The following is a 12927-nucleotide window of genomic DNA, read 5'->3' as shown; positions in this document are numbered from 1 at the left end:
AATTTTAAAGAAATGGGAAATTTATTGTATTTGATCGCAGTGATTCTGGTAATAGGATGGCTGCTCGGCGCGTTTGTTTATAGTGTAGGTGGGTTGATACACATATTACTTGTGTTGGCCATCATTGCGATTCTATTTCGCATTATTAGCGGAAGGAGACCGGTATAATTGGCGATATTGCATGGGTGGGTTTGGTAAATGGGCTGTACTAAATAAAGCGTTGATTTTCCAACCCACCACGGTATGATTTCCACGCTCAATGCATAACTTTGAGCGAGGAGCTGGTAAAAGGTGCTCAAAGCACCTTTTACTTTGATTTTTATGTGATCGAAGGGTAATACCAAGACAGGTAGGTGAAGTGTGCAACGCTTTGCGATTTCCTTCATAGACCGTTACAAACGAAGAAAATGGGAAAAGCTGTAATTCTGATTGTTGATGACGAGCAGGAAATTTTGAACATGCTTTCAAGGTTTTTGAAGAGGAGGGGTCACAAAGTATTTACCGCTGGAAATATTACCGAAGGGAAGGATCAAATGCGTACTGCTAACCCCGACTTCTTGTTTTTGGATGTTAATCTTCCGGATGGTAACGGTTTGCAGGCCGTTCCGGAGTTTATTCAGTTGAACCCCCAAATGAACGTTATTTTGATGAGCGCATTTAGCGATAGCGGAATGCAGGTTTTGGCTAAAAAGAAAGGAGCAAAAGCCTTTTTGAGCAAACCGTTTTCTCTTGAGGCAATTAACCAATTGATTGAATAGAAGTATGGCAAGTATATTAGTGATTGATGATAATCTGGACATCTGTCAGCTGCTCCAGCGGTTTCTCTCCAAAAAAGGCCATCAGGTAGAGACTACATTGAGTGGCGAAGATGGAATCGCTATGATCAAGGATAAAACCTACGATTTGATTTTTTGTGATTTCAATCTCCGTAAGATGGAGGGAAGGGAAGTATTGCAACAGGTAAAGGCTATCAGTCCTCAAACCAAAGTTGCCATAATCACTGGCTATGCGGATGTGAGGATAGCCGTGGAGGTGATGAAGAAGGGTGCATTTGACTACGTGGTCAAGCCGCTGATTCCGGACGAACTACTTAGCCTAATCGATCGGGCAATGAAGGTGCAGAATGAACCCGAAATAGTGCGTGAGCAGGAGACCGTGCGTAAAGCGCCCAAGTCCCCCAAGCCCGGTGTGGCCAATGTGGATTCCGAATACATCTGGGGCAAAGATACAGCCTCTGCCAACCTATTGAGCGAAGTCAGTCTTGTAGCACCTACTAACTTTAGCGTAATTATTTACGGAGAGAGCGGATCGGGCAAAGAAAACATCGCTAAGACAATACATGAACTCAGCGACCGAAAGGGCAAACCCTTTGTGGCTATCGACTGTGGTGCGCTCACCAAGGAATTGGCTGGCAGTGAATTGTGGGGACATGAAAAGGGAGGGTTTACCGGTGCCGTAAGTGCCAAGCCAGGGCAGTTTGAGGTAGCCGATGGAGGCACCATCTTCCTCGATGAGATTGCCAATCTTTCCTACGAGATTCAGGTTGGTCTACTTCGGTTGGTTCAGGAGAAAAAGCTACGTAGGATCGGCGCGATCAAGGATAAGGAAATAGATGTACGGATCATCGTGGCTTCTAACGAGGATTTAAAAGAAGCTGTAAAAAACGGAAAGTTTCGAGAAGACCTGTATTATCGTTTTAACGAGTTTACGATTACGGTACCTCCATTGAGAAAACGTGGCAAAGACATCATGGCCTTTGCCGAGCATTTTTTAGCGTTAGCGAATCAAGAGCTGAATAAAGAAGTGAAGGGATTTTCGAAGGAAGTGGTGGGACTGTTCAACAAATACGACTGGCCTGGAAACCTTCGGGAGATGCGAAACGTAATCCGGCGTTCCCTTTTATTGACACAGACCGGAGAAATACACCTTTCGGCTTTGCCACAGGAAATCATCTATGCTCCAATGATAGCCTTTTCAGATGAAAACAGCCCGATCCAGCTTGACGAACGTAAACTGGACGTCAGTGGGCCGATAAACTTAAAGGACATAGCTGCAAATGCAGAAGCCGAGGTGATCAAAAAAGTCTTGGAAGAAAATCAGTATAACAAGACCAAAGCCGCGCAGCAATTGGGGATAGATCGGAAGACACTTTTCAATAAACTGAAGCAGCATAAAATTCAATCTTGAGTATTCATATAGCTCCGTAGTTCACTGATGGAAGCCAAAATACTGTTGGGTGTTTTGGCTTTCCTTTTCTGTCCTTGTTAATTTCTGTTAAATGTTGAAAACTCCCACAGCAAAGCGAAAAAGATTTTTCTGTTAGGTCGAAAATCAACAATTTTTGGATATCTTTGTTATAGTTTAATTCAAAGGTCCCGCCTAATCGCCCTCCAAATTCAATTCCGATTTCTTTCTTAATATTATTCTATGCGTCCGCCCCGATTTAACCAGGCTACGTCCTTTCATGCTGAGCTTAAAAAACGTATCAAAGATTACTTTGCCAAAAATAACCTTGATCCTACTGGCAACCGATCCTTGCATCTAAAAGCACTGCTATTTGTTATAGCATTCGTAGCCGTATACATTCATTTAGTATTTTTTACACCTCATTGGGCAATTGCCTTGCTCGAGGCCGTTTTTATGGCTGCTTTGGCAGCGGGTATTGGCTTTAATGTCATGCATGATGGAGCACATGGTAGTTTTTCCACGAAAACCTGGGTAAACGAACTTGCAGGAATATCGATTAATTTCTTGGGTGCCAACGTGTTTATGTGGAAGACCAAACATAACGTAGCCCACCATTCATTTACCAACGTGGCTGACCACGATGATGACATGAACGCCAGACCACTACTCCGACTTTGTCCTACTCAGAAACGGTATGCGATCCACAAGTATCAGCATAGGTATTTCTTGCTCGTATATGCTATCCTGTACCTGTATTGGGTGTTTGTCACGGACTACAAAAAATATATCACACGCAGGGTAGGATCCATAGCGATCAAACCCATGAGTTGGAAGGAACATTTCTCTTTTTGGTTTTACAAAGTGGTTTACACCATTCTATTCATCGTTTTACCCATATGCCTGCTAGGATTTACTACTTGGTTAGTCGGATTTCTGGTATTTGGCGTAGCAACGGGTGTGTTTTTGAGTGTGGTGTTTCAGCTTGCCCATTCCCTTGAAGAAACGGTATTTCCACTACCCGATGATACTACCAATAAATTGGAGGATGATTGGGCCGTGCATCAATTGCGGACCACATCGAATTTTGCGACAGGAAACAAAATTCTGTCTTGGCTAGTTGGCGGCCTGAATTTTCAGGTAGAGCATCATTTGTTTCCACATATATCCCATATCCATTACAGTGAGATCAGCAAGATTGTTAAGGCAACCTGCGCAGAGTTTGGTGTGCCCTATTTAGAGCATCCGAAGATGCGGTTGGCGTTTGCATCTCATGTAAGTCACCTGAAGAGCTTGGGATCAGCGGTTTAGAGGCCTAGTTCGCTTTTCTTCTATTGGATTAGCGGAATATGGAATCCCAACACCGTTTTATTTTGTTTGGTTTTTTGAATACCATGGTCTAAATTCGCAGCGATCATTAGGGGTGCCCTAACATTACGGGCTGAGATCATACCCATTGAACCTGATCCGGGTAGTGCCGGCGAAGGGAAATGACATAAGCCACCATTCGGCTTTTGGGTGAACAGAAAAGGAGGAGGTTCCCCCTTTTATCTCCTTCGTGTTTAACCAATTTTATGTAATACCACATCATGAAAAAATCATTGTTGAGTCTGTTTTTCGGACTCCTGGCATGCTATGCCTCAGCACAACACAGTCTAACCGGAAAAGTGTTGGACGGTGCCTCTGGAGATCCGTTGCCCGGTGCCAATATTCTGGTTGTAGGAGCCAGCAAGGGCACTGTCTCCGGAAGAGACGGAAGCTTTATCCTTCAAGAGTTATCGCCACAAAACCTTTCCTTACGCATTAGTTACATCGGATTTGAGACTCGTAGGATAGACCTCACTATCCCCTTTTCTGATGAGCTCATTGTTTCACTCCAAGCAGCGACTCTTTCGGCAGAGGAGTTTATTGTAGCCGCTACTCGCGCGTCGGAGACTACACCCACTACCTTTAAGGTGATTTCTAGTGAAGAGATCAGACGCAATAATCTGGGTCAGGATATCCCGTTTCTTCTCAACTATACGCCCGGTGTGGTATCTCATTCCGATGCAGGCGCGGGCGTGGGATATACAGGCTTGCGGATTCGCGGGTCGGACCAAACCCGCATAAACGTCACGGTAAATGGTATCCCCATGAACGACGCAGAGTCCCACGGAGTATTCTGGGTAAACATGCCGGACTTCGCTTCATCGGTGGAAAACATACAGATTCAGCGGGGTGTCGGTACTTCTACAAACGGAGCGGCGACGTTTGGGGCATCCATGAATATCCAAACCGATACCAAGAGGGAGGAGGCATACGCCGAAACCGACAATAGTGTAGGCTCTTTTAATACCCGGAGACACACGATCAAAGCCGGAACCGGTCTTCTCGACGGAAAATGGGCAGTGGATGCACGCCTCTCACAAATCACCTCCGATGGCTATATAGACCGTGCCTTTTCGGACCTCAAATCCTATTTTGTTTCCGCAGGATACTACGGTGAAAACCATGTGCTGAAATTTAATATGTTTTCAGGAGCGGAGCAAACGTACCAAGCATGGAATGGCGTTCCTGAGCACTTGCTCGAAACCAACAGAACGTACAATAGCTATACCTATGAAAATGAGACCGATAATTATCAACAGGATCATTACCAGCTGATTTATGCGGGAACTATCGGGAGTAACTGGCGGGCCAACGGCGCGCTTCACTACACCTACGGGCGTGGGTATTACGAGCAGTTCAGGCCAAATGATAGACTGCTTCGTAACTACGGCATACAGCCGATCGTGATAGGCAGCGAGACAATTGAACGGACAGATATTATACGGAGAAGGTGGCTCGACAACGATTTCTATGGGGCCGTGTTTTCCCTAAACTATATTTCAGACAACGGTACCACTGACTTGACTTTTGGTGGCGGTGCAAACCGCTACGATGGAGACCATTTCGGTGAAATTATCTGGATGGGTGTGGCCGGAAACACCAACATACGGGATCGCTATTACGATAATGTGGCTGTAAAGGATGACCGAAACCTATACGCCAAACTCACTCAGGAGATACGCGAAAACTTCTACCTGTTTGGGGATCTCCAATACCGAAACGTCTTTTACCGGTTCAATGGTACCAACAACGATCTACGAAATATTTCAGGAAACCAAAATTATGGCTTTTTCAATCCAAAAATCGGAATCTCCTACGAAATGGCTCCTGGGAAAACGTGGTATGCATCGTATGCTGTAGCAAATCGCGAACCTGTTCGACGCGACTTTACCGACTCCCCCCTAACCGAAATCCCTCAACCTGAACGTTTGGGGAACATTGAAGCTGGGCTCCGGGTAAGCCAATCCCAATTCCAGTATAATTTTAACGCCTATTACATGGGTTATCGGGATCAGTTGGTGTTGACCGGGCAGCTAAACGATGTGGGCGCCTACATCCGGGAAAATGTGGATAATAGCTATAGGGCTGGCATAGAGTTAGACGGAGCCTATCAGGTCAACTCCTCTTGGTCATTGGGGGGCAATATCGCATGGAGTAGAAACAAAATTCAGGATTTTGTTTCCTACAATGATATTTACGATGGAAACGGGAGCTTGCTCGGGCAAGAGGCCACCTCCCATTCGAATACCGATATCGCATTTTCTCCCAATATAGTGGCAGCTGCCATATTGGATTATTCGCCCGTTTCGGCGCTCCGTTTGAGTCTCATGAATAAGTACGTAAGCGACCAATATTTGGATAATACCCAAAATGAGAATAGAAAACTGGATGCTTTTTGGACGACCGATGCGCGGGTGTTTTACTCTATTTACCCACGTTTTGTCCAACAAATCGACCTAAACCTTACCGTGTACAATGTTTTCAATCGGCTCTACGAGCCAAATGGATATACATTTAGCTATTTTGTACCAACAGAGGGAGGTGATACCAGAACGCTGGTAACTGAGAATTTTTACTATCCCATGGCTGGCACCAACTTTATGGCGGGTATTAGCATTAGATTTTAGAAGATTTTTGTGTGAAATCAAAAAGCCACCAAGAAGTATCCCTTTTTGGTGGCTTTTCAGTGGTATTGACTTGACTTCCTGTATCAGGATGCCAAAAAAGTAGCGAGACAGCGATTTCCTGTCCATCGGAAGATCGCATATAGAACAATTATCTAACTATGTGACCTATCCATCTTGATTTTCGACCTTTTGAGTACCTGATTTCAACTGGACATGATCTCACAATTGTCACTTTCATGGGCAACCATGACAATAAGTAGCTCTAGAAGCTTTTTTTAGTTTTCGGCAAAGACCCCCTCATTGAAGCTTTGAAGCTTGGTCTCTCTCCACAGTATATCCAATTCAACATATAGAATATAGCGCCTACAAGATTTTCAGAAAATAATAAAATAGGAAGAATATATTTATTTTTTTTCATCGAATCTCGTAGTGATTTTCCTATCGGACACATGGACGCAAAATAATACGCATTTTTTTTGGGAGGAAAGACATAAATCGAGATGTTTAAAAATTCCGAATATAATTTTTTGTATTTTGAAAACACTTATATGTTTTGTTAATTATTGATGTTAAATAGGTTGTTAATTGTTATGAATTAAGGTTTATCCCCACTAATTTCAAATTGAAAATAACGCAAAGACACCTTTCAAAGAGTAAGGTGATGAAAGATATCCAAATATATTTCAGTACCGGCTTGGTACTTTTCTCATTCTTTCTTTTGGCGTCTTGCCAGACAATAGAAGGAGAATTTCCCAGCCAGCCAGACATGATACCGGCTGAAAGGGGAACAGAGATGTTGTCGATTTTTGAGGAGATTGATTTGATTGCACTTTCTCTTGTTCAGCAGGAGGTGACAAATGGAAGGAGTATTAAATCTGCATTGGAACATTATGGCGACAAGGTCACAATCTCCAGAAGTCCGGGTGATAATTCGGTGACGGTAGATTTTGGAGCTGGTAGTGAGAGTGATCGGGGGGTGAAATTCAGAGGGATTTATAAAATGTATCACCCGCTCAATTTTTGGGCAAAAGGAAGTGTCACACAGATTGAATTGGATGGCTTCTTTGTGGATGGTGTGCAGGTATCAGGCGTAAGAACACTTAGCAACGTGGGCTTCGAGGTGAGCAATAAGACGCTGACGTTTGAAGCAAACATGGAAAAAGGAACGGTCACATGGCCGGGAGAGGAATCGATAGAAGTTAACTATCATCACCGGCGAAACTTGGAAGTGGCCTCGGTAAGTGCCAAACTGAGGTTTCACTTAACCGGCAAAACAGAATTGAAAGACAAGTACGGTCGCCGACTAATTGCTGAGGTGGTGAAGCCAATGGTGTTTCAAGAAACCTGTATGGTGTATGGAAAACCAGATCCATCCAGCGGTAGCCTGCTGATATCAAGAGGAGACTCTGAGAAAATAGTTAAAGATTTCTACAGAGATTGCAAATAGATGGTGGGTTGGTGATTGGTTATAACAGCTTATTTTTAAAATTACTTTTTAGGTAAACTATCGTGTGGATGATTGTGGCGTAAGTGCGGTTGGAGGTGTAGTTGGTTGAGGAGAAAGTGTTGATGAAATGGTGTGGTTGATTGGAGTGGAGAAGGAATTGGAAGATAGTTTGATAGTTGGTTATTTTTTTAAGTAGGGTTTATCCGGAGCCTCTTAAACGTGGTAGTGTGGAGGCTCCGGTACTTTTTCCTATTGTATTACTTTTCTGTTTGTTGCGTTTCTACCCTCAACTTACCCTCCGGAAAGATATGATGTACATCTCGCTGTGGGAATGGTATTTCAACACCTTGTTCTATGAACACTTCATTTAATCGCTCCATACTATCCCAATAGACCGGCCAAAGGTTTCCGGCGTCTGCCCAACAACGCACCGTTAGGTCCAGTGAGCTGTCACCAAAATTGGTAAACAAAACTACCGGTTCGGGGTCTTGGTGGATTCGTTCGTCCTTAGCAAGGGTATCCAAAATGATTTTCCGGATTTTCTTTATATCGGACCCGTAGGCCACTCCTATGGACATCTCTACCCTTCTAGTGGGCTTTTCGGAAAAATTGGTGATGTTGTTGTTTGCCAGTGTCCCGTTTGGAATGGTGACCACCTTATTGTCAAAGTTACGGACGGTGGTGTAGAGTATATCTATCCGCTCCACCGAACCCAGCGTACCTTGGGCTTCGATGGTATCCCCAACTTTGAAGGGTTTGAATACCAAAATCAGGACGCCGCCTGCAAAGTTGGCTAAAGACCCCTGTAAGGCCAAACCAACGGCCAAACCTGCGGCACCTAAGACAGCGATAAATGCGGTAACCTCAACGCCCACGGTGGACAATACGGCTAATACGAGCAATACATAAAGCACGCCGTTTAAAAAGCTGCCTAAAAAAGTAGCCAATGAAGGCTCTATATCGTATTTGACAAACAGTTTGTCGATTGTCCGAATGATGAATCGAATGATATATTTACCAATAAAGTAGGTTAGTATTGCCAAAATGGCTTTGGGAATGGCAACCATCGAAAATGCTAAGCCTTGCTCAATCAGTTTTTCCATGGTGGATACATCTAAAATTTCTTCCATAACTAGTTAATTTACGTTTAACAATAAAAAACCTGCGCCCTTTGGCAGCAGCCAAATAAATTTTCAATTCTATGCCACAAACAGCCTGCCACGAACTTAAGGTGACGCCCCACTCTTTTAAGTCGTCGTGGCTAATAGGGAACCACCTCCCCTAAACCATTTGGGCCTGTGTGCATTAGTCTTCCAAGGTTTTTGCCAGGAATTGTTCCAGGTACATGAGTGTCTCGTTTGGTTTTTCAAACATGCCCATATGCCCGGTTCCTTTCAATTCAAGGTAGTGGTCCACCCAATCCGAATGCTTTCGGCTATTTTCTAACGTTACGGCGGTATCTAGCTCTCCGGCAATCATTCCCTTTCGAGTGGGGAGAGTCCTTAGCAGCTCGCTGCTATCCGGCCTATCCCGCATTGCTTTGGTGTAGGCGATCAATACGTCTACTGGGATCATCCGAGCCTTTTCCAAAAGTTTCTCTATCGTATCTCCAAGCTCTCCCCGCTTGTCTTCTGGAAAAAGTTGAGGTAGAAATGACTCCACAAAGGGCTTGGCTCCGTGTTTCTTGAAAAACGTCAACGTTTTGTTACGTGTCTTCCTTTTCTCATCGTCGTCCGGTAAAGCAGTGGAATGAAAAAGGCAAAGTCCTTTGACGCGGCTTCCCAACTGTTGGGCCAACGCAAGTGAAACGTAGCCCCCAAGGGAATGTCCAATCAATACGGGGTGGGTGATGTTATTCTGTTCCATCCAATCCTGGAGACAGGTGGCCACCTCTGCGATCGAAAACTCACTTGTCTCTGGCAAAGGTGACTCTCCAAAACCAGGCAGGTCGGGACAATAAACAGTGTGAGTTGCTGCTAGGTTGGACTGGAAGGACTCCCACATCTCCTTTGATTCACAAAATCCATGAATAAGAATTGCAGCGGGACCATTTCCTTTCTTTGTGTAAGCGATATCAGGCATATTTCATTAACAAGTTCAACATGGCACGGTCGAGTTTTTCCCCGTACCAATCTTCATATGCAATATCTGTCCGGCCCGAGTTGAGTACTCCGAAAGTACCGGAGAACTCCCAGATTCCAAACCCAATTCCATTTTCATGCAGTATGTCCAGCACATCCCCAAACCAAGCTAAAAACACCTTATGGGGAGTTTTGTTGTAGCACCCGCATTCTCCGCAATGGACACCAACACCCTGCTTGAGAAGCGCTATCCAGGGGGCATAATGTTTTTCCAATTGCTCCCTCCCGTAGTAATTCGTGTTGTGCTCTCCGGGCCAAGCTGGATCTGGTAGCGCATCGGGGTCTTTGTATACCCAGGAAGCTTTATGGTGTGATATGTGCATCGGAAAGTATCCGCGGCAGCTTTGGGACAGGTCCAGATCGGCAAGCTCGGGAACGGCAATTCCACCACCGCCATTGCCATCGGCTATGACCAGTCGTTTCTTATTTACCCCCTTTATCGTTGCCAAAGCGGCTTTTGCAACTTTACGGTATTCTTCTACCGGCACCGGCCCACCCGGAGAATGCTGGTCGTTGGGATCTTGCCGTTTGTAGGGTTCGTTTACCAAATCAAAACTTAATTTCTTGGAAGAGATATTTTTATACCTTTTAGACCACATTTCCCAATGCGCGCAAAAAGCCTGCAACGCTTCTTCGTCCTCCCAGAGATTATAAGGCTCAATGAATCCCGCGTTGATGCAGAACCCCGGAGCCCGGTGTAGATTCAGGCTAACGTGTAACCCGTACTTGTGACTCAGATCTACCAAACGATCGATTTCCGCCAATCGTTCCTCGTCAAAGTTGAGTACCTCATCGGGTCGAATTGGTTTGGACCGGTCAAAATTTAGATAGCTGGGGTAGGATATGGGAATACGAACGAAGTCAAACCCCCAATCAGCCATCCACTTGAGGTATTCCTCTTTATTCTTGCGTCCACGCTCCATCTCAGGAGAAAAGAAGTCGAGCAAGTTAAAACCTCTCCATTTAGGAAGTTTGTTTTTTGGCTTTTTTGAAAGCTGCGCCAAGGATGCGCCAGAAAGGCCCAGCCCTAGTGCCGAAGTGGCAAGCGCCGTCTTTTTGATAAAGTCTCTACGGTTTTTGGGTTCAGTGTTCATAAGGATTTCCGAGTTGGCTTGATAGATGTAATAGCGAAAATAGAAAAAAACAGAATTTCAGCAACATAGAAGGGCTGAAAAATCCATTTTCACTGGAAAAACAAAGCCTAAAGTTGCTTCTCGGCGTGCGCAGTCTTTTCCTTAGTACCGGGAGGCCACCGGTGCTAACATCTTTTTTACCGTGGAAGCAATGCCTTTGGCATCGAATCCGCATTCTTCATGCAACTGTTCTTGTTCGCCATGTTCGATTACCTTGTCAGGAATACCCAGCCTAACCACTTGGCTTTGGTAGTCGTGGTCGGCCATCCATTCCAATACAGCTGACCCAAATCCACCCATTAAGCAGCCGTCTTCTACGGTTACCACTTTACTAAATTTTTTGAAAACTTCGTGAAGCAGTTTTTCATCCAGAGGCTTTACAAAGCGCATATCGTAGTGGGCCGGTGTTATACCGTCTTTTGCCAGAATTTCAGAAGCTTGGGCAACGTAATTTCCTATGTGTCCAATTGTAAGAATGGCCACATCCTCTCCTTCCTGTACACACCTACCTTGCCCAACAGGGATCTCCTCGAGAGGAGTCCTCCAGTCAGTCATTACACCTTGGCCTCTGGGATACCGGATTGAATAGGGACCGTCGTGCATAGTGGCGGAATACATCAGGTTTCGGAGTTCCTGTTCATTCATCGGCGCGCTTACCACTAAATGGGGTACGCAACGGAAAAATGCTAAATCGTAGGCACCGTGGTGAGTGGGGCCGTCAGCACCCGCAAATCCGGCTCTGTCTAAGCAGAAAATAACCGGAAGCTCTTGTAAACAGACATCGTGAATGACCTGATCATAGGCACGTTGCATAAAGGTGCTGTAGATGTTGCAGAATGGCTTGAGGCCTTGAGTAGCCAATCCCGCTGAAAACGTCACGGCGTGCTGTTCAGCGATGCCCACATCGAAAGACCTTTCAGGAAAAGCATTCATCATCAGGTTCATGGATGAACCGGAGGGCATGGCAGGTGTCACACCCACGATTTTGTCATCCAATTCCGCCAGTTCCACCAATGTATGTCCAAATACGTCTTGATATTTCGGAGGCTGTGGGGTAGTATAGACCTTTTTGGCAATCACCCCGGTGATTTTGTCAAATTTTCCAGGTGCATGCCACTTGGTTTGGTCTTTTTCTGCCGGGCCGTATCCTTTGCCCTTCATCGTCACACAATGAAGAATTTTTGGTCCGGGTATATGTTTCAGATCGGTGAGAATCTCTACGAGGTGGTTTACGTCGTGACCGTCTACCGGGCCAAAGTACCTTAGATTCAGTGATTCGAACAGATTACTCTGCTTGAGCAAAGCGGATTTTACGGCACCCTCGACTTTTGATACGACATCTTGGGCACTGAAACCAAATTTGCTCACTTTACCGAGTAGATTCCAAACTTCGTCTTTTACCTTGTTGTAGGTACGGGAGGTAGTGATGTCCGTTAGGTAATCCTTCAACGCCCCCACGTTGGGGTCGATAGACATGCAGTTATCGTTGAGGATGATGATCAGGTTGCTGTCTGAAACACCGGCGTGGTTCATCGCTTCGAAGGCCATGCCGCCTGTGAGCGCCCCGTCTCCAATTACAGCCACGTGTTGGCGGTGATTTTCTTTTTTGTATTTAGAAGCCATGGCCATGCCCAAGGCGGCAGAAATGGACGTGCTGGAGTGTCCCACACCAAAAGAATCGTACTCGCTTTCTTTTCGCTTGGGAAATCCCGATAGCCCATTGTATAAACGGTTGGTATGGAACCTATCCCTTCTCCCGGTCAAAATTTTGTGACCGTACGCTTGATGGCCCACATCCCAAATAAGCTGGTCATCCGGAGTGTTCAGCACATAGTGCAAAGCCACCGTCAACTCCACCACACCCAATCCGGCACCAAAATGGCCGCCGTAAACGGAGACCTGATCGATAATGAACTGTCGAAGTTCATCACAGATTTGTACCAACTGATCTTTGCTGAACTTCTTAAGATCGTCAGGAGTTTGTATTTGAGCGAGTAGCTTTCCAGGTTGAATTTGCATGCTAGCGA

General features: G+C 45.3%; 10 protein-coding genes and 1 riboswitch. Of the genes, 6 read left to right on the top strand and 4 right to left on the bottom strand.

Annotation, left to right across the window (positions count from 1 at the left end; all coding sequences use genetic code 11):
* Nucleotides 1-12 precede the first annotated feature (12 nt).
* The 6 genes from JJU34_RS09025 to JJU34_RS09000 all read left to right on the top strand — a co-directional run bounded on the left by JJU34_RS09025 (nt 13) and on the right by JJU34_RS09000 (nt 7626).
* Complete coding sequence (locus tag JJU34_RS09025) at nt 13-168, top strand: lmo0937 family membrane protein (protein WP_228692018.1); 156 nt, start codon at nt 13-15, stop codon at nt 166-168.
* 239 nt (nt 169-407) lie between these two features.
* Nucleotides 408-758, top strand: coding sequence for a response regulator (locus JJU34_RS09020; RefSeq protein WP_228692017.1), 351 nt, complete (start codon nt 408-410; stop codon nt 756-758).
* Nucleotides 759-762: 4 nt separating this feature from the next.
* Nucleotides 763-2187 (top strand): sigma-54 dependent transcriptional regulator, encoded by a 1425-nt coding sequence (locus tag JJU34_RS09015; protein WP_228692016.1) that lies wholly within the window; start codon nt 763-765, stop codon nt 2185-2187.
* A 240-nt stretch (nt 2188-2427) separates the two neighbouring features.
* A complete protein-coding gene (locus JJU34_RS09010) occupies nt 2428-3495 on the top strand; it encodes an acyl-CoA desaturase (protein WP_228692015.1) in 1068 nt (355 codons plus the stop codon).
* A gap of 98 nt (nt 3496-3593) precedes the next feature.
* Nucleotides 3594-3690: riboswitch (TPP riboswitch) on the top strand.
* Between the two features lie 83 nt (nt 3691-3773).
* Nucleotides 3774-6179, top strand: a complete 2406-nt coding sequence (locus tag JJU34_RS09005) for a TonB-dependent receptor (RefSeq protein ID WP_228692014.1) — start codon at nt 3774-3776, stop codon at nt 6177-6179.
* Nucleotides 6180-6840: 661 nt separating this feature from the next.
* Complete coding sequence (locus JJU34_RS09000; protein WP_228692013.1) at nt 6841-7626, top strand: hypothetical protein; 786 nt, start codon at nt 6841-6843, stop codon at nt 7624-7626.
* 257 nt (nt 7627-7883) lie between these two features.
* On the opposite strand, the gene JJU34_RS08995 is transcribed toward JJU34_RS09000, so the two are convergent.
* The 4 genes from JJU34_RS08995 to dxs form a co-directional block, all read right to left on the bottom strand.
* Nucleotides 7884-8756: a mechanosensitive ion channel domain-containing protein gene (locus JJU34_RS08995; protein ID WP_228692012.1), complete on the bottom strand. Its 873-nt coding sequence runs from the start codon at nt 8754-8756 to the stop codon at nt 7884-7886.
* Nucleotides 8757-8931: 175 nt separating this feature from the next.
* Complete coding sequence (locus JJU34_RS08990; protein WP_228692011.1) at nt 8932-9708, bottom strand: alpha/beta hydrolase; 777 nt, start codon at nt 9706-9708, stop codon at nt 8932-8934.
* Nucleotides 9701-10861, bottom strand: coding sequence for a cellulase family glycosylhydrolase (locus JJU34_RS08985; RefSeq protein WP_228692010.1), 1161 nt, complete (start codon nt 10859-10861; stop codon nt 9701-9703). Before JJU34_RS08985 ends, JJU34_RS08990 begins: the two co-directional genes overlap by 8 nt.
* Before the next feature lie 141 nt (nt 10862-11002).
* Nucleotides 11003-12919 (bottom strand): 1-deoxy-D-xylulose-5-phosphate synthase, encoded by a 1917-nt coding sequence (gene dxs / locus JJU34_RS08980; RefSeq protein WP_228692009.1) that lies wholly within the window; start codon nt 12917-12919, stop codon nt 11003-11005.
* Nucleotides 12920-12927 lie beyond the last annotated feature (8 nt).

It is taken from the genome of Lunatimonas sp., assembly GCF_020832325.1.
Classification (GTDB): domain Bacteria; phylum Bacteroidota; class Bacteroidia; order Cytophagales; family Cyclobacteriaceae; genus Lunatimonas.
Note: the sequence above shows the minus strand (reverse complement) of the source record. Positions and strands in the feature narration are given on the sequence as shown.